This window comes from Arthrobacter sp. Sr33, from assembly GCF_054511195.1.
On record NZ_JBTNDD010000017.1, the window covers coordinates 1 to 16,234 of the forward strand.

Annotated in this window: 17 protein-coding genes and 1 pseudogene; 11 read left to right on the top strand and 7 right to left on the bottom strand. The window is 60.1% G+C overall.

Going from position 1 to position 16,234, the window contains the following annotated elements; all coding sequences use genetic code 11:
* The first annotated feature begins 1,531 nt into the window (after nucleotides 1–1,531).
* From ACX80T_RS15930 to ACX80T_RS15960, 7 genes are read left to right on the top strand one after another with little or no spacing between them, the layout of a single operon-like run.
* Complete coding sequence (locus ACX80T_RS15930) at nucleotides 1,532–2,338, top strand: ATP-binding cassette domain-containing protein (protein ID WP_050995005.1); 807 nt, start codon at nucleotides 1,532–1,534, stop codon at nucleotides 2,336–2,338.
* Nucleotides 2,335–3,126, top strand: coding sequence for an ABC transporter ATP-binding protein (locus ACX80T_RS15935; RefSeq protein WP_024475904.1), 792 nt, complete (start codon nucleotides 2,335–2,337; stop codon nucleotides 3,124–3,126). The genes ACX80T_RS15930 and ACX80T_RS15935 overlap by 4 nt, the downstream gene beginning before the upstream one ends.
* Before the next feature lie 23 nt (nucleotides 3,127–3,149).
* Nucleotides 3,150–4,373 (top strand): MFS transporter, encoded by a 1,224-nt coding sequence (locus ACX80T_RS15940; protein WP_443110916.1) that lies wholly within the window; start codon nucleotides 3,150–3,152, stop codon nucleotides 4,371–4,373.
* Nucleotides 4,370–5,893 carry an ABC transporter substrate-binding protein gene (locus ACX80T_RS15945; RefSeq protein ID WP_024475906.1) on the top strand — a complete coding sequence of 508 codons (1,524 nt, stop codon included), beginning with the start codon at nucleotides 4,370–4,372 and terminating at the stop codon, nucleotides 5,891–5,893. Before ACX80T_RS15940 ends, ACX80T_RS15945 begins: the two co-directional genes overlap by 4 nt.
* Entirely contained in the window at nucleotides 5,893–7,662 is a 1,770-nt protein-coding gene (locus tag ACX80T_RS15950; protein WP_019483760.1) for an ABC transporter permease subunit, read from the top strand. The genes ACX80T_RS15945 and ACX80T_RS15950 overlap by 1 nt, the downstream gene beginning before the upstream one ends.
* A 56-nt stretch (nucleotides 7,663–7,718) precedes the next feature.
* Complete coding sequence (locus ACX80T_RS15955; protein ID WP_459304920.1) at nucleotides 7,719–8,036, top strand: ArsR/SmtB family transcription factor; 318 nt, start codon at nucleotides 7,719–7,721, stop codon at nucleotides 8,034–8,036.
* Between the two features lie 47 nt (nucleotides 8,037–8,083).
* A complete protein-coding gene (locus ACX80T_RS15960) occupies nucleotides 8,084–8,383 on the top strand; it encodes a hypothetical protein (RefSeq protein ID WP_024475907.1) in 300 nt (99 codons plus the stop codon).
* A 630-nt stretch (nucleotides 8,384–9,013) separates the two neighbouring features.
* Here the strand turns inward: ACX80T_RS15960 and ykgO are convergent.
* Together ykgO and ACX80T_RS15970 are read right to left on the bottom strand one after the other, a co-directional pair.
* The gene (gene ykgO, locus ACX80T_RS15965; protein ID WP_083850955.1) at nucleotides 9,014–9,136 is read right to left on the bottom strand and encodes a type B 50S ribosomal protein L36; all 123 of its coding nucleotides are present in this window, start codon (nucleotides 9,134–9,136) and stop codon (nucleotides 9,014–9,016) included.
* 21 nt (nucleotides 9,137–9,157) lie between these two features.
* Nucleotides 9,158–10,216, bottom strand: coding sequence for a GTP-binding protein (locus ACX80T_RS15970; RefSeq protein ID WP_019483763.1), 1,059 nt, complete (start codon nucleotides 10,214–10,216; stop codon nucleotides 9,158–9,160).
* 148 nt (nucleotides 10,217–10,364) lie between these two features.
* Here ACX80T_RS15970 and ACX80T_RS15975 point away from each other — a divergent pair.
* Nucleotides 10,365–10,466: pseudogene (locus ACX80T_RS15975) on the top strand (CsbD family protein); the annotation flags it as partial.
* A gap of 81 nt (nucleotides 10,467–10,547) precedes the next feature.
* Here the strand turns inward: ACX80T_RS15975 and ACX80T_RS15980 are convergent.
* From ACX80T_RS15980 to ACX80T_RS15990, 3 genes are read right to left on the bottom strand one after another with little or no spacing between them, the layout of a single operon-like run.
* Nucleotides 10,548–11,360 carry a metal ABC transporter permease gene (locus ACX80T_RS15980; RefSeq protein WP_024475908.1) on the bottom strand — a complete coding sequence of 271 codons (813 nt, stop codon included), beginning with the start codon at nucleotides 11,358–11,360 and terminating at the stop codon, nucleotides 10,548–10,550.
* A 4-nt stretch (nucleotides 11,361–11,364) separates the two neighbouring features.
* The gene (locus ACX80T_RS15985) at nucleotides 11,365–12,093 is read right to left on the bottom strand and encodes a metal ABC transporter ATP-binding protein (protein WP_024475909.1); all 729 of its coding nucleotides are present in this window, start codon (nucleotides 12,091–12,093) and stop codon (nucleotides 11,365–11,367) included.
* A gap of 3 nt (nucleotides 12,094–12,096) precedes the next feature.
* Nucleotides 12,097–13,122 (bottom strand): metal ABC transporter substrate-binding protein, encoded by a 1,026-nt coding sequence (locus tag ACX80T_RS15990; protein WP_024475910.1) that lies wholly within the window; start codon nucleotides 13,120–13,122, stop codon nucleotides 12,097–12,099.
* A gap of 64 nt (nucleotides 13,123–13,186) precedes the next feature.
* Here ACX80T_RS15990 and ACX80T_RS15995 point away from each other — a divergent pair, with 64 nt between their 5' ends.
* A complete protein-coding gene (locus ACX80T_RS15995) occupies nucleotides 13,187–13,606 on the top strand; it encodes a Fur family transcriptional regulator (protein WP_024475911.1) in 420 nt (139 codons plus the stop codon).
* A 135-nt stretch (nucleotides 13,607–13,741) separates the two neighbouring features.
* Nucleotides 13,742–13,837: a DUF305 domain-containing protein gene (locus ACX80T_RS16000; RefSeq protein WP_443110917.1), complete on the top strand. Its 96-nt coding sequence runs from the start codon at nucleotides 13,742–13,744 to the stop codon at nucleotides 13,835–13,837.
* 59 nt (nucleotides 13,838–13,896) lie between these two features.
* On the opposite strand, the gene istB is transcribed toward ACX80T_RS16000, so the two are convergent.
* Both istB and istA read right to left on the bottom strand, forming a co-directional pair.
* On the bottom strand, nucleotides 13,897–14,655 hold the full coding sequence (istB, locus tag ACX80T_RS16005; protein WP_024475912.1) for an IS21-like element helper ATPase IstB: 759 nt from the start codon (nucleotides 14,653–14,655) through the stop codon (nucleotides 13,897–13,899).
* Nucleotides 14,652–15,908 carry an IS21 family transposase gene (gene istA, locus ACX80T_RS16010; protein ID WP_459304921.1) on the bottom strand — a complete coding sequence of 419 codons (1,257 nt, stop codon included), beginning with the start codon at nucleotides 15,906–15,908 and terminating at the stop codon, nucleotides 14,652–14,654. The genes istB and istA overlap by 4 nt, the downstream gene beginning before the upstream one ends.
* A gap of 31 nt (nucleotides 15,909–15,939) precedes the next feature.
* Here istA and ACX80T_RS16015 point away from each other — a divergent pair, with 31 nt between their 5' ends.
* Nucleotides 15,940–16,158, top strand: coding sequence for a DUF305 domain-containing protein (locus tag ACX80T_RS16015; RefSeq protein WP_084442809.1), 219 nt, complete (start codon nucleotides 15,940–15,942; stop codon nucleotides 16,156–16,158).
* Nucleotides 16,159–16,234 lie beyond the last annotated feature (76 nt).

Genomic DNA, 16,234 nt, shown 5'->3' on the forward strand with positions numbered 1-16,234 from the left:
ATGACCTGATCAGGGGTATGTCTACGTGCCATATCGGTGAATTTCCTCCTGCACCCATTATCGGATGCGAAACTCACATAATCACTGGACTCCTACCCGGGGACCCAACCATTCCCTCCAGAGCTTCATCATGAAGAATCCGAGGACTCCGAGCAGGACCTGCGGCGGCACCTGGATTTTCTCACTGCTTGGCTTACTTTCTTCGCCAAGTTCTATTCAGATAATGACTACAACGGAGCCCAAGGCAACAATCAACTCAAACATGGCGCTACAGTTTTTCCACGAGACGATCTCAGCGTCGTCCTGGGTCTCGCCGAACAGGATCCGTCAACTCTGACGACGGATCAATGGAATGAAGCAGCTGCTGTAATCAACGCCGAATCGGTTACTTACGTCCTCCAGAAGCGGGGAGACAAGGGCATGACTCCGGGGCTGAGCTTGCGGACAGATAACTCCGATCCCGCCACGAACCTGGCCATCAGTCAAATCGGAATCAGTATTGTTCGCTCTCTATGGCAAATGTCGCAGGTAGTGGCGTATCCCGGCATCCTTGCGAACTACGACTACGATTACTCGCCCCTTCCACTTGAGCTGTTCGCGAGCACAAATCGCCCTCCCCGCTCCATGACACAAACACTCCTTCAACCGGCACCGAGACCTCCGAAGAAAAATACTGCCGGACCACGGCGAAGGAAACGGTAAAAACCCGCATGCTCCGCGACCCAGGGTGATCACACTGCCCTCAACCTTGACCACCACATGTCATGGCCGTCTCGACGCCCCGCTTACGTGACAGAACGAGCGGTCGGCGAAGCATTTTGGCCGAAATGTCAGCAAGCAGAGTGGTGGCTGGAGGATGCGCAAGTACCGATGTCGCTCTCCGCTGAACTCCGGTCGAGGTAGATCCACCCCTGCGCCACCCTCGAATATGAATAGGCCGTGTGCTTAGGACAAGGCGGCGACCAAGCCGCTCCAAACCACTTCCGAGTCAGAAATCAAGGTTAGAAACCCCTCTACTACAACTGCCATAATCAGCTCCTTTCCAAGTGCTCCGAACTTCTCTTTCCATGTCGACGTTGTAAATGTCTTTATTAGTGTGAAGAGAGCGAGAACGAGAAAAATTACTGCGAAAGCGGCAAGGATCAAGGGAATCGAACCCATTTGCACGAGCCCTGTCCTAAGCACACGAAGCGTCGTATTATACCCTACTCTAGGTTGAGCTGCAAATCTCTTCGATCTGACAGTTACGGTCTATTGCGCGGCCATCTCCAAACAGAAGGGCTTTCGAAGAGGTTCCAGACATCGGTCAAAACGCAGCTAAGGCCAAGCCGTTCCTGGACGTCGGTGCGATCCTCGCAAGAAGGACTTGAAGCGCCGATAACGTTCTAATACGTCAACTCACAGTTCAGGCGATTGACGGTCCCTTCATGTGGCCCGAATCAACCTTGCTTGCTGCACGAGTCAAGTCTCCTGCGCTCTAACAGTCCTACGTTTGAGGAACCTTGTCATTGTCGCTACTCTTTAGTTGAGAATGATAATCGTTAGTAATGGGGGCGGGTGTGCGGTGAGTCTTGTCCTCGACCGATTATCCGTGCGGATCGGCGGCCGTTCACTGGTTACTGACGTGTCATTGGCTGTTGCTGGTGGCGAAGCTGTGGCCTTGTTGGGGGCATCTGGATCCGGTAAATCGTTGACTGCCGCAGCTCTAACCGGTTCGCTACCGGGCAGCGTGAGAACTTCTGGGCGGCTGACGGTTTCCGGGCGTGACACGTCTTTGGATACCAGGCGTCGCCTAGGTGTTGCGGCCATACGTCAAGACTCCTTCACCTCCCTTCACCCTTTGGTGAGGCTTGATCGTCAGCTGATCCCGGTGATCCTACGGTCAAAAAATGCTTCCACACGGTCGGCAGCACGATCCCTTGCCGTTTCGATGTTGGAAGAGGTCGGGTTCGCCGATCCGAATCGCGTTCTCAGTTCTTACCCGATGGAACTATCGGGTGGGCAAAGGCAGCGGGTGTGCATTGTGCAGTCCCTTGCATGCCGAGCCTCGTTCCTGATAGCAGATGAACCGACGACGGCGCTGGACGTCGTGTCCCAGCAACTCGTCCTTTCGGCCCTACGCCGGGCAGTAAATGAAGGTTGCGGCGTTCTGCTGATCACTCATGACGTCGCTGCGGCAGCGTCGTTGTGCTCCCGGGCTGTCGTCATCAGCGGAGGATCCGTGGTCGACGAAGGTCCCTTCGACCATTTGGCCACCAAAAACACACACCCAGAAACAGCTAAACTCATGGACGCAGCGCAGCGAACCGTGCGCCGCGAGGATATTGCTGCCGCATGATCTCGGTCCTTTCAGCACACGACATTCATCTGTCGCTCACCCGGCCTGCCCGAGCCTTCCAACGTGGCGTGGCCCAGAAAATTCTTCATGGGGTGTCTATATCAGTCCCTCGTGGTGCTGGTGTGGGGTTGGTAGGTAGCTCCGGATCCGGCAAATCGACGCTGTTGCGCACTCTTTTGGCGATGGAAGTGCCGGACTCAGGTTCGGTGGTTCTGCATGATCGCATGATCCGCCCAGGATCTTTGAAGTCGCTGAGATGGTTCCGACGAGAGGTGCAGTATGTTCCTCAGGATCCTGCGAGCAGCCTCGATCCGCGGATGACGGTCGAGCGGTTGCTGCGGGAACCACTGGTCTGCCTCGGGGTTGAGGGGAATCACTCTGAACTGATTCGCGACGCGCTTGTTCGCGTGGAGCTTCCGGGAGCGGTTCTTGATCGACGACCGTCCGAGTTGTCCGGCGGACAGAATCAGCGTGTAGCGATCGCCCGGGCGATGGTTGTTAAGCCCGCAATCTTGATAGCGGATGAGCCAGTGAGTGGGCTCGATCTTCCGCTGCGTAATCAAGTCTTGGATGTTTTACACATGTTGATCAAGAGCCAGGGGCTCGGTCTGTTGCTGGTGTCCCATGATCTTGATGCTGTTGCCTCAATCTGTACACGGACGGCTGTACTGGCTGACGGCAGGATCGTCGAAGAAGGACCGACTGACCAGGTTCTGGACTCCCCGCAGCATCCTGCGACGCGAGCACTGAATGATGCCAGAGTAGGCTGGGGCGCGCTCTCCTTATGATTGAGACCCTTCCGCCGAGGAGCATGGCCTCGGTGTCATTACTTCTGCCTACTCAACTGATCTTCAATGTTGGTTTTTACGCCGTCGTACCGTTTCTGGCCCTTGTCATGACAGACGACCTCGGGCTCGGTGCCGCTGCGATCGGGGTCGTGCTCGGGGCTCGAACCTTCAGCCAGCAAGGAATGTTCCTGCTCGGCGGAGTCATCGCTGACCATTGGGGGCCGCGGCGCAGCATTCTCACCGGTTGCCTGATCCGCGCCATGGGATACCTTGGCCTAGCACTCTCCGAAGAGTTCTGGCCCTTCCTCCTGAGCGCTGTCCTAACTGGTATTGGCGGCGCCTTCTTCTCACCCGCCGTCGAAGGGCTCTTGGGCGCACACGACCGGGCCCAGAAAGATGCGAACCCCCAGCGCCGCACTCTCTTCGCGTGGCTTGTGCTGTTCGGCGAAGTCGGCGCCGTGACGGGCCCCTTGGTCGGGATCGCCCTCTTGCCCTTCGGGTTCCCCGTCGTCGCTGTCTCCGCTGCCTGCCTTTTTGTCGCTGTGGGGGTTGCGCTGTGGCTGCTCTTACCTGCAGGACTACCTACCAGCGCCGACGAAGACGACACACCTGCCGCCAAGGCGGAGCCGCGTGAAACATGGGCGTGCCTGCGTGAACGACGCTTCCTGGCTTTTTGTGCGTTTTTCAGTGTCAACCTCCTTGCTTATAACCAGTTGTATTTCGCGTTGCCTCTTGAACTCAACGAAGGCGGTACGGGAACGGGGACGCTGGCTCTGCTGTTCGTCTTGGCCTCAGTACTGACTATCGTCTTCCAACTACCGGCATCAACTCTGGCCGCCAAGGTGGGACCCGGCGTGGCCCTTCGTGCGGGTTTTATCTGCTTGGGCCTTGGTTTCAGCGCAATGGCCGTATTTGGGGTCACTGGCATACACGCAGTGCCGGGAACTCCGGCGCTTACTGGCCCGGTCATGATGGTCGTTCTTCTGAGCTTCGGACACATGCTCATCGTTCCCGCTGGAATGCAGCAGGTCCACGGTTTCGCCGGCGACCGCCCCTTGAGCGCCTTTTACGGCCTCCTCGCCAGCTTCGGTGGCTTATCTGTGCTCCTGGGCAATACCCTCGTCGGCGCATTCAGGGACTCCCTGGGCGGATTCACCGGGTGGATGTTTCTGGTGTCTCTCACTATCGCCTCTGCAATTTTCCTACCTCGTTTACTTCCACTTCACTATCAGAAAGTCCATCCATGATTGCCCGCCGTACCCGCACGTTGTCCCTTTTTGCTGTCTCAACGATTAGTTGTCTCGCCCTCACCGGATGTTTCTCGTCGGACTCTTCCGGGTCAGTGCCAGCCGCTGATGGTGACGATCGCGTATCTTTGGCGATGCTCCAGCCGCCGCGCTCCGGGCTTACCCCGCTGAGCGACGATGCCTTTAAGCTCTCTCGGTGGTCCGCAGCGGAGACTCTTGTCTCTCTAGACGATCTCGGGGAGGCTCAAGCGTCCCTGGCTACGTCATGGGAGCAGAGCTCTCCCATGGAATGGACGTTCACCATCAGGGAAGGAGTCAGTTTCCACGATGGCACACCCCTGACCGCTGAAGACGTAGCCCGCTCGCTCACCGCGGCCGCTACAGCGTCTCCAACACCACGCATCCTCGATGGCGTCGACATGTCAGCGGCCGCCGACAACGACACAACGGTCACCGTGACCACAGCCGTTGCTGACCCCCTCCTCCCCCAGCGCATGTCCAGCCCTCAACTGTCGATCCTCGCCGCAAGCGCCTACGAAGGTGACACAGTCGACCCGATCAACGCTGGCACCGGCCCGTTCGTGCTCACCGCCGTCGATGGGACGTCGGGTGCGACTTTGGACCGGAACGAGAACTATTGGGGTGAAACCGCCGCAGCATCAGGAATCGATGTTCAATTCGTCCCTGATGGGACCGCACGGGCCGCAGCGCTTCGTACGGGCACAGCCGACATTGTTGAAGCCATTCCAGTCAGTCAGGTAGCCCAGATCGATGAGGACCTCGTCTTTGAAGTACCGATGCCTCGAACGAACACGCTGTACCTGAACAACGATTCCGGGCCATTCGCGGATCCAGCAGTGCGCGCCGCCGCTAGGGAAGCCATCGATCGAGCGACTATCGTCTCCGGGGTCTACGAAGGCCGGGCCGACGTCGCCGAAGGGCTTCTCGGCCCAGCCCTGCCATGGGCTGTAGACGAACGCGACGACGACTACCAGGCAGTCCTCGACCAGCGACCCGAGGCTGCTCCGGTAGATGGGGTTCGCATCAGCCTGGGAACTTTCACCGATCGTGCGGAACTTCCTGAGGTCGCCGTGCAACTCGAGCAGCAGCTTGAAGCCGTCGGCTTCATCGTTGAACAAGACGTCCGCGAGTACCAGTACATCGAAGCCGATGCTGTCGACGGCGCCTTCGATGCTTTCATTCTCTCCCGGGCGACAGTGCTCGACTCGGGTGACCCTGTCGCCTACCTATATAGCGACTTCGCCTGCGAAGGGTCCTTCAACCTCTCCCAGTTCTGCGACCCTGCAGTCGACGAAGCCCTCGAAGAAGCTGCTGCACTTCCAGCAGGACCAGAACGCAGAAGCGCCATCATCGCCGCCGAGGCAGAAATTCTTGCCCGCGACGCCGCTATCCCCATGTTGCACGAACGTGTCATCCAGGGTGAAGCCGCAAACGTCGAAGGCGCCGTCCGTGATCCGCGTGAGCGTGCGTTGATCACCGAGGAAACCTCCGCCCGATAGTGAAACGATTCCCCACCGGAGCTCTCCTCGTCGGTCTATCCAGGACCGGGGCGCTCTTCGCCGTCGTCCTCGTCATTGGCATGCTGCCTTGGCTATCTGGGCAGAGCCCGGAATACACGGTGCTAAGAGCCCGCTACGCGGATCTGGAAGCAACCCCTGAGTCTCTGGCGATGGTCCGGGCCGAACTTGGCCTGGACCGGGGGCCCGTGGCCGTGTTCATCGATTGGTTCTCCGGAGTCCTTACCGGCGACTTAGGACAATCCTGGATTTCGAACTCTCCAGTCCTTCCTGGAACACTGGCGGCGCTGGGAGTTTCTGTCACTCTTATGATCTGCGCGGGCGCTCTTGCAGTGGTAATCGCGATTTTGTTCGCTCTACCGTCGCTTCTGCGAAGCTCGAAGGGAGCGCACCGTCGGGGATCAGGTGTCCTCGCGACGACGGCGACGTCTCTTCCAGAGTTCCTCCTGGCCTCTCTTCTTCTCGTCATCGGCGCCGTCTGGTTGGGCTGGTTCCCTCCCTCTGGGTGGCTCGGCCTGCACTACGCGGTCTTACCGTCGCTTGCTATGGGGATTCCCTCAGGTGGACTGATGGGGAAGTTGCTGGCCGACGCGATCAGCTCAGCCGGTGAGGAACAATGGGTATCGGCATGGCTATCAGCCGGATTCACCAGACGCCAAATCGCTGTCGGATTGCTCCGTCGGGCCTTACCGACCATCTCCAGCCAAGCCGCGTTAGTAGTCATCGGGGTGACCGGTGGCGCTGTAGCCGTCGAAAGGGTCTTCGCGATTCCCGGAATTGGACGCTCAACTCTGGGCGCCGCCACAGCACAGGACATCCCCACACTCCAAGCGGGCGTACTTGCCCTCCTGCTCCTGGCAATCGCCGCGGGCATCACAGCCGCAATGGTCCGCCGTGCACTCCTCGGACCAGCCGGGAGACTGGAAGTAGTCCCCGTCGCCTTTGTTCCCCCGGTTTTCCGACGCCGGGATCTCGCCGTACCCTCCACAGCAGCTTTACTTCTGACAATGATCACCGCCGCCGGGGTCTTACGCGATCCCTTCGCCGCAGTACATCCACGCCTCGCACCACCAAGCTGGCTACTCCCTTTCGGCGCAGACGCCAGCGGCCGAGATCTACTAGCCCGGGTGGGCCACGGCACTCTCTCTACGATCGGCACCGCTCTAATCGTCGTGCTGATATCCCTCATCGTCGGACTACTGATCGGGTCCCTTCCCCGCCTCGGAACCGGACCACTGGAAATCGCGAATGCCGAGCCACCCGTCATCGCAGGGATCATTGTTGCGGCCATCTCCGGAGCGTCCCTCGGAGGCGCAGCCCTGGCCGTAGCACTGGTGAGCTGGGCCCCATTAGCAGCACACACCTCAGCGTTGACGCTTCAAGCACGAACCTTGCCCTTCGTCTCAGTGCTCCCCATCCTCGGCGTAGGCCGCACCAGAACGTTCGTTCGGCACATCCTCCCGCACATCATCGGCCCCCTCATCCAACACGCCATGCTCCGGCTACCAGGTGTTGCCCTCGCACTGGCAGCCCTAGGCTTCCTCGGACTTGGCGCGAACCCGCCCAGCCCGGACTGGGGACTAGTCCTGGCCGAAGGCATGGCCTACGTCGAACGCGCACCGTGGACAGTTCTCGCACCTTCATTGGCGCTGATCCTCGCATCAGTCCTCGCGGTCTCGGCCTCAGGCCTCACTCTTCCCCCGCACCTCCATCGACGACGAGCCCAGAGCGAAACCATCCAAGCCCCCTGACGCCAATTAAGCCGTAACGACTAACTCCCAAACCAGCATTACATAAAATCATGCATATGTGCTTATATGTAGCCATGCCCGAGGATGAACAGCTTGAAAAAGTCGCAGAGCTTTTCAAAGCATTGGGAGCCACGTCGCGTCTTCGGATCCTGACGTCTTTGGCTGCTTCGGAAGGCTCCGTGGGCTCCCTGGTTCAGGCCACTGGGTTGTCTCAACCTCTGGTATCGCAGCATCTGCGTTTGCTGCGGAGCATGAATCTGGTGACCGTGACCAGATCGGGCCGCGACGCTACCTACGCCCTGACCGATGAGCACGTAGCCCACGTCATCAGTGACGCCATCGCCCATACCGGCGAATCCCCATCAAAGAACTAGCCCGCAACGCTCACCGCGTCGCAGGCACCCATGAAGGAGAACCCACCATGTCAACCGAAATTAAAGCTGAGCACACCCTCGCCGACCACACCCACGGCTCCGCGGATTGCTCACACGAAACCGTGCAGCACGGCGACCACACCGACTACCTCCACGACGGACACCGCCACGCCGAACACGACGGCCACTACGACGAACACGACGAGCCAGCTGAGCACACTCTCAGCGACCACACCCACGGCTCGACAGATTGCTCACACGAAACCGTGCAGCACGGCGACCACACCGACTACCTCCACGACGGACACCGCCACGCCGAACACGAGGACCACTACGACGAACACTAGGTCTTCACGTTCACTTTTAGTCAGCATCGATCCACCACAGTGGAGTCGATGCTGACTATCTTAAGCAGAACGACAGAGGCTACGGCGAGGGTTGCGCAGTGAGGCGCTCCGGTGGGATTACCGGTTAGTCCGGTGAATAACCAGTTCGGGTCAGCTATGCCTTTGTGGGTGTCAGGTTGATGGGCGGCCCCAACCCGATGAGAGCGTCGTGAAGGTTCGCGGGCAGCGTGTTCGTTTCCTTCGTGTCGGGGCGCCAGTGCTCGACCCAGCGGCCAAGGTCCTGTAGGCGTCCTTCACCATCGAGGCCACCCAGCCAGGCGGATCGGCCGGTAACCCCTGTTTTTCCTTTGCGGATTGCAACAGCGGCTACAGCGCCTTGAGCGCACTGCTGCAAGCACGGCGCTGAGATCAGAACCCCACCCGGGGACCGCGACACCGCGCCTGACAACCCACCATCCCCCCGGGACCGGGTCAGCGCAGCACACCGGTGACCGGAGCACATAGCAACAACAACACCAGCAGACCCATTCACTGCTTCATCGCCTTGGTCTTCACCCGATGTGAGGCTCGACATAAGCACTGGACCTGGATTGGACTGATTGCGTGCTTTTCGCCTCATCGTGACCGCCCTTACCCTTGACGGGCTTTCATTCGAGGGTTTTTCTTGTTGATGACGAAGGTCTTTCCTCGACGACGCACCACCTGGGCGCCGGGAATCTTCTTCAGGGACCGCAATGAGTTACGTACTTTCATGATGCTCCTTGATAGGTGTTCTTAGTGCTGTTCTGAGGGAAACGGGACAGGGAAGCCGATGCGCGCGGACTGCAATTCCTCATCGGTGAGGGCGCAGGCATCGAGTAGACCAGCAATGTCATCGTCGTCGAGATCATCACCAGTGAGAGCCAAATGAGTGCCACGGCATCCCTCCCCTTGCAAGAGATACGCACCCCACGGCCCCCTGTCCTCCACAGAGACGCGCGGGCCGACCCCGTGCACAGCTACACGTGAGTCCAACATTCCAGCGATCCAGACGCTGCCGCGGACAAAGCAACACCCCACAGAGATAGCGCCCAGAGCAGTTTGGAACCGCCCTGGATGCAGCGGGCGGCTGACTCGATGCTCGACAGTGCGGAACGGCTCAGATGACGAAGTCGGTGTGATGACCACCCCGGGCAGATTCCGGTTTCGTGCTTGTTCGGTACTGTGTGAACCCAGTTTCGCGACGTCCAGCCCAGCGCTGGGCACTATGTGGGCATGCGGTGCGAGCTCGTGGAGAAGATGCAGTCCACGAGCCGATAAGGCTGCGTCGTCGGGCAACAGGTCGCTGCTGGTGGTGAGGATCGTATCCGCGAAAAGCAGCTCTCCCACAAGGAATTCGCCCGGAGTTCGTGAATCCTCCGGCACTGCCGTATAACCAGACCCGAATAAAGTGTGGTGGTCCCACAACTGGTCCTCTACATCCTCCGGCCGCGCAGCCAGAGCCACCGTGTCCACGGTGAACGCTCCTGGGGCAACGGCACGTAAACCATCGATAGCGTTTTCGGCTGTTGTGCCCGGCGGAAGCCCAACAATCGCCCGGGCCTCCCCCGCGGCCGCTAACCGCAAGAGAGCCGGCGCGAGATCAAACCGGACAGTGCAACTCAGGCAACCATGCTCCAAAACCGTCGACTCACGCTCGATAAGTCGATCGTCGGCATGAACCCGGCGCATCACCACACCACCGTCCAACAAATCATGCAAAACTACCGGCACACGCGGAAACCTATCCGCCAACAACGAAGCGGCAGTATTCCGGCTCAGCACGTCAAGGGACGTGAGAATAATAAGATGCATCACCCCATTATATGAGAACCATTCTCAAATACCAATCGGGGTCTTCGATCTGCAACGCCAATAACGGGCTATTACGTCATCCCAACCTCGGGGTTAGGCTCAGAATGTATCCGGCAACCCGCTGGTGAACCATATGAAGGTAAGGAACGAGGCGACCGGTAACGAGAGCCTGAAAGCTGAAGGCCAGAAAGACCAGTCGAAAGCTGACCTGAAGAACGCTGGCGAGAACATCCAGGACGCCTTCAAGTAAGCCGACGCATCATCAGAGCGGTGGACACGACGGGTCTTCGTGCCCTCCCGTTCTCGTTTGTTCGAACTTGTCCTTCTCTACCTAATGGCGGCGTCGGTTATGCCAGCTGGCCACTGTCGCGAATGAGGCGGCAATCAGGTAGCAGAAGATGGCGATTACCACGATGGCTGCTCCCGGCGCGAAGTCACCGTAGTAAGAAGCTGCGAGACCGAGGATCGCGCTGAGTGCACCGATGCCGGAGCCAATAGCTAGTGTCGCCCGGTAGCTGGTCGCGATTTGCGCGGCGGCGGCCACGGGGACGACCATCATCGCTGAAATCAGCAGCAGCCCGATGGTGGTCATTCCAGCGACGACGATGAGCGCCACCATTAGCGTCAGGATGAGAGTCAGGGCTTGTGTCGGTATTCCGGCTACTCTGGCTGAGGCTTCGTCAAAAGCCACGGCAACCAATTGCCTGTACACCACGGCTGTGATTAACAGGACGAGACCGGCGAGTACGGTGATCGCTGCGACTTCCCACCATTGCAGGTTCAAGGGACTCCCGAAGAGGAGCCCGACCACTGCGGTTTGCCCACCGCCGGCGCGGGCCGCGAATAGGAAACCGGCAGAGATCCCTCCGTAGAAGAGCAGGGCTAGGGACAGGTCCGCGCCGCCGCGTCGGCTGGACATGCGCACTAACGCCACTGCAGCCAGGACGGTCAGCCCGAGCGCCCCGATGATCGGGTGTAGCCCGGTGAGCAGGGCCAGCCCGACTCCGGCGAAGGCCATGTGGCCCATGCCGTCGCCGATGAGGGATTGACGTCTCTGGACGATGAATCCTCCGACGAGCGGGGCAGCTGCCCCGATGACGGTGCAGGCAATCAGGGCGCGCTGCATGAACTCCAGTTCCAGCATTCCCTTAACCGTCCGTTCGGACTGTCGGAGCGGTTACCGACGTCGTTACATCGGGTAAGGGTAGAACGTTGCCGTCCCGGACTTCCAGAACGCGATGCGCTAATCCGGTAAAGCCTGCCGGGTCGTGGCTGATGTAGACCACGGCGATCCCCTCGACGTGCACCAAGTGCTCCAAAGAAGCCCGTAAGGCAGCCTTTGCTTCCGTGTCCACCCCGGTGGTGGGTTCATCCAGGAACAGCAAGCGGGGGGTGGTGACAAGGGCGCGGGCAACCAGCGCCCGCTGTTGCTGTCCACCGGAAAGCTCAGTGATCCGGTGCCGGCGCACTGCTTGCAGACCCATCACGTCAAGGACGTGCTCGATGCGTTCATGTTGAACTGCGGAAATGCGCTGCAGGGGTCGTAACCTGCCAGCGAGCCCGCTGCGCACTACTTCGTTGACGCTGATAGGCAGCACTGAGGAGGTCTCGGCCCGCTGCGGTACATATCCGACCCATGACCATTGGCGGAAACGTGCAGTGTCAGTGCCGAATAACCGGATGGATCCATCCGTGGGGCGAACCAGCCCTAAAGCGAGCCGCACCAACGTGGTTTTGCCGGCCCCGTTGGGGCCGACAACCGCGGTGAAGGCTCCGGCTTCAAGGCGCAGCGAAACGTCTGTCAGGACGGGTACGCGGCCGTAGCCGTAGCTGACGCGGTCGAACTCAAGAACAGCCGTTTGTGCGTGATCGGGCACGGATTAGGTGCAGTTCAGTGCGGTGGAGAAGGCTTCGGCCTGCTCCTGGAGCAGTGCCGGGTACCCCTGTTCCATTTGCTCTTCGCTGACAACGTCGAGGGGGAAGATGTCGAGCATTTCCGTTCCGGTTTCCCCTACGACGGCTTCAGCGTCAGCGCGGCCCTCGACGGGCTCAGCGAGCACGTACTCGAACCCTTCTTCCTCGATCTCAGCGACGATTTCAGCGAGCTCACCGCCGGAAGCGCCCGCCTCACCCGAGGTGACACCGACCACCGCGTGCTGGGTGTACCCGAAGGGCTCGAGCAGGTAGCCGTACGCGGCGTGGCTGACGATGGCTTCCTCAAACTGGCAAGCCTGGCTCAGCAGTTGCTCGATTTCTCCGTGTGATGCCATGAGCTCTTCACTGACCCGCTCAGCGTTTCCTGTGTAGGTCTCGGCATTGTCCGGGTCGGCGGCGGCGAATGCCTCACCCGTGCGGAGGGCAACTTCGGCCATGATCGAGGCATCGAACCACACGTGTGGATCCAGTGCACCCTCGGTGCTTTCTTCCTCAGCGTGTCCACCTTCTTCAGCGTGCTCTTCCTCGCCCTCGGCGTGTTCTTCCTCCTCTTCAGAGTGCCCGCCTTCTTCTTCGGCGTGCGCGTGGGCGTCCTCCGAAGCCGCTAACATCCGGTCTTCGCCAGCGACTTCACTGACGTCGACAATCTCTCCCCCGGCCGCGCCGGCTGCGTCTTCAACCTGGGACTGGTACCCAATATCACCCATGTACAGCACGACATCCGATGTTTCCAGGGCTTCACGCTGACCGGGGGTGAGTTCGAGTTCGTGTGCCTCAGCACTGCCTGAACCGAGGAACTCAATCTCCACGTCAGGTGCGATCTCCTCGGCCATCCACGCCAGCGGGTACACGGCCGCTACAGCTCTCAGCTGCCCTTCACTGCTTTCCCCGGCAGTGCCTGCATCTTCTCCTACCCCGCAACCGGCAATGGCCAAGGTCAGAACGGCGAAACTTGGGATAAGACGGCGCATAGCGGATTCATCTCCTACAGGTTGGGTTTATGATCAGAACTAATCTTAATGATATTGATTATCAATGGCACCGGAAGCTGAGCGTCTGCCTTTAGCCGGGTCGAGGGCGACGCGGCGACGTTCGGCCATCATCGATGCCCTCACCAACGCCAGTACGTTCCACAGCGCCCGCGACTTACAGAAGTTGGCCAGCGACGCCGGTCATCCTATGGCCCTATCCACGGTGTACCGGGCACTTCAGGCCCTCTCAGCAGCGAACGAAGTGGACGTTCTGCACCCCTCGTGCGGTGAGGCACTGTACCGCCGATGCACTCTGGGTCACCACCACCACCTCGTTTGCCGCCAATGCGGACAGGCGACCGAGATTGCTGATGAAGCACTCGAGAAGTGGGTAGAGAGAACCGCAAACCAGCACGGATTCACCGAGCCACACCACACCTTAGAGATATTCGGTACCTGTCAGGAATGCGCCAAGTTCGGGTAGACACGAGCACATCATTCGCCCGGTCTCGAGCCTGACCTCGAGCGGGAAACACGCTGTGTGCAATGTCCGCGGCAGTTTCGAGACGGGAGCGGCCTAACGGAAGGCCGGACCACGCAAACACCCGACGGGGCTGGCGTGGACGCCGGTTTCTCCAGAGATATGCAGGTACACCACACCCAGGCGGTGGAAATGTCCATGATCGCTTGGGATCGCTCGATTGACCCGTGTTAACGCCAACCCAAAACAGGGCCATTAGTGCCAATTGAAAACAGGGCCACTGGTTGTTCGTTCTATTGTGCCGTACTGGTTGTTGGCTGGTGTTTCGTGAGCCGGTAGCTGTTGCCTTTGAGGCTGATGACGTCGGCGTGGTGAACGATCCGGTCGATCATGGCTGAGGCGATGGTCAGGTCCCCGAAAACATCACCCCAGCGGGCGAAGGGCAGGTTCGAGGTCAGAATCAGGGAGGCGTGTTCGTAGCGGCTGGAAACGAGTTGGAAGAACAGGTTCGCTGCGTCCTGATCGAACGGGATGTAACCTACCTCGTCGATGATCAGGAGGCTGTAGCGGCGTAGCCTGGCCAGTTCCTGGGGTAGTTTCCCGCGGGAATGAGCTTCCTGGAGCCGGGCGACCCAGCCCGTCGCGGAATCGAAGAGAACCCGATGCCCTGCTTTGGCTGCTTTGATCCCGATACCGACTGCGAGGTGGGTTTTCCCGGTCCCCGGCGGGCCGAGCAGGACCACGTTCTTAGCCTCGGAGAGGAACACCCCGGTGCCCAGGTGCGCGATCAGGTTCCGGTCCGCGGAGGGCTGGTGATCGAAGTTGAACTCCTCGAGGCTTTTATGCGCGGGGAACCTCGCGGCTTTGATCCGGGTCGCCGCCCCGGACGCTTCGCGTTCGGAGACTTCACGGGAGAGGACCGCGGCGAGGTATTCCTCGTGAGACCATCCTGCGTCCCTGGCTTGGTCCCCGAGTCGGCGGAACCCGTCGCTGATCCGTGGGGCGCGCAACGCCCGGGCGTAGTACTCGATCTGGGCTGGCGTGCCGGTCATGAGGCCACCTCTGCCAGTGCTGGCTGCTGGTCGTGGGTGGTGCCGAAGATCTCGTCATAGACGCCGAGATCGCGGACCTGCACGGACTCCACCACCCTTGCTTCCACCATGTCGGGTCGGTGGGCTCGTTGGGCGTGGAAGTCCCGGCGCATCACCGCCGCCCGGGCCACGTGGGCTGGGTCGGTGATCACCAGGTGCCGGGCCCACACCCGGGCATGCGAAGCGATAGTGACGCCGTCGTGGGTGACCGTGACCGTGTCCAGATCGGCGGTGACATCAACGATCCGCCCGATGAACGAGGGATCAACGGAGTAGTCGTTGGAGAACACCCGTACGTCATAATCCCGTGGCAGGCGGACCGTATTGGCGAACACCGTGCCCGGGGTCACCGGCGGTAACGGGCGCATCTTCTGGCGGTCCAGGATGATCAGCTCATCGGGGCGTCCGTGGCGGGAACGTGAATACCGGTGATTAGCCGTCGGTAACCACTCATCTAACTGGTTGTTGAAATCCGCTGGTGAGGCGAAGTTCCGGCCCGGCATGAAGCGTTGCCGGAAGAACCTGTTCATCCGCTCCACCATGCCCTTGGACTCCGGATCCCGCGGTGGAAGTAATCGAACTTCCAAACCCAGCGATCCGGCGAACGCGGCCACTGGCTCCGTGGGCTGGCGACGGCCGATACCGGATTCGTTGTCCCACAACAGGCGCGCCGGGACCGCTTGCGTGTCCTGGATCAGGGCCCACATTCCACCCAGTAGATCAGGGGTCGTGCGGGAGGGCAGCATCCGGGCCTGGATGAATCCCGAGAACGCCGACGTCATCACCAGCACCGGCGGCGTATCGTGTTGGCCCTCGCCTACGGGCAACGGCTCATGCGGGAACCACAAATCGCATTGGATCTGGAAGCCCGGCACGTGGACCAGCCGGTCCACCGGGTCCGGCGGCGCGTACTCGGGCCGGATCACGGCGACCTTCGCCCGGAACAGTGACGCCGATCCAGACCAGCCCACCCGCTCCGCCAGTGTCGCTGCAGGCATTGTCGGGGTTTTCACCAACAACTCGCGCACACTCGGAGCGAACGCGTCGAAACTCGATGCCCCAGACGCCCGCTGATACTTCGGCACCCGATCCGATGCCAACGCCCGATCCACTGTTCCGCGGGAAACCCCCACGATCCTGCCGATCTCACGCTTCGAGTGCTGACCCGTCGAAAACAGGTGGCGTATCTTCGCCCAATCATCCAAATTGATCACCTTCCATCATGGTCGGTGGCCCTATTTTCATTTGGCGTTCCTGGCCCTACTTTCGGCCGGCGTTAACAACCCGGAGGTCAAGTCAATTGCCTACGACATGGCCACAGCCCAGCAAGCCCAAATAGGTCACATGTACACCTGGTTGCAGAACTGGAACCTTCCACAGTCCTCACCCCTGGAACCGATGGCCTGGATGGAAAGAACGGGCGAAATGGGGCTCATCGTAATTGGGAGTGTAGGTAGGGTCTGAAGCCGCCTGATTCCAGGAGTGATCGAGCGATGTAGTTGGTGATGTTCCGGAATCCGAGGGCTGAGCCGCGGAGGTG

What these genes read in the sequence shown, in the direction of transcription:
- ACX80T_RS15930 (WP_050995005.1), top strand. Translation starts at nt 1,532, where the DNA reads ATGATAATCGTTAGTAATGGGGGCGGGTGTGCGGTGAGTCTTGTCCTC.
- ACX80T_RS15945 (WP_024475906.1), top strand. Translation starts at nt 4,370, where the DNA reads ATGATTGCCCGCCGTACCCGCACGTTGTCCCTTTTTGCTGTCTCAACG.
- ACX80T_RS15955 (WP_459304920.1), top strand. Translation starts at nt 7,719, where the DNA reads ATGTGCTTATATGTAGCCATGCCCGAGGATGAACAGCTTGAAAAAGTC.
- ACX80T_RS15940 (WP_443110916.1), top strand. Translation starts at nt 3,150, where the DNA reads ATGGCCTCGGTGTCATTACTTCTGCCTACTCAACTGATCTTCAATGTT.
- ACX80T_RS15960 (WP_024475907.1), top strand. Translation starts at nt 8,084, where the DNA reads ATGTCAACCGAAATTAAAGCTGAGCACACCCTCGCCGACCACACCCAC.
- ACX80T_RS15990 (WP_024475910.1), bottom strand. Translation starts at nt 13,122, where the DNA reads ATGCGCCGTCTTATCCCAAGTTTCGCCGTTCTGACCTTGGCCATTGCC.
- ACX80T_RS15970 (WP_019483763.1), bottom strand. Translation starts at nt 10,216, where the DNA reads ATGCATCTTATTATTCTCACGTCCCTTGACGTGCTGAGCCGGAATACT.
- ACX80T_RS15980 (WP_024475908.1), bottom strand. Translation starts at nt 11,360, where the DNA reads ATGCTGGAACTGGAGTTCATGCAGCGCGCCCTGATTGCCTGCACCGTC.
- ykgO (WP_083850955.1), bottom strand. Translation starts at nt 9,136, where the DNA reads ATGAAAGTACGTAACTCATTGCGGTCCCTGAAGAAGATTCCCGGCGCC.
- ACX80T_RS15935 (WP_024475904.1), top strand. Translation starts at nt 2,335, where the DNA reads ATGATCTCGGTCCTTTCAGCACACGACATTCATCTGTCGCTCACCCGG.
- istB (WP_024475912.1), bottom strand. Translation starts at nt 14,655, where the DNA reads ATGACCGGCACGCCAGCCCAGATCGAGTACTACGCCCGGGCGTTGCGC.
- ACX80T_RS15995 (WP_024475911.1), top strand. Translation starts at nt 13,187, where the DNA reads ATGGCACCGGAAGCTGAGCGTCTGCCTTTAGCCGGGTCGAGGGCGACG.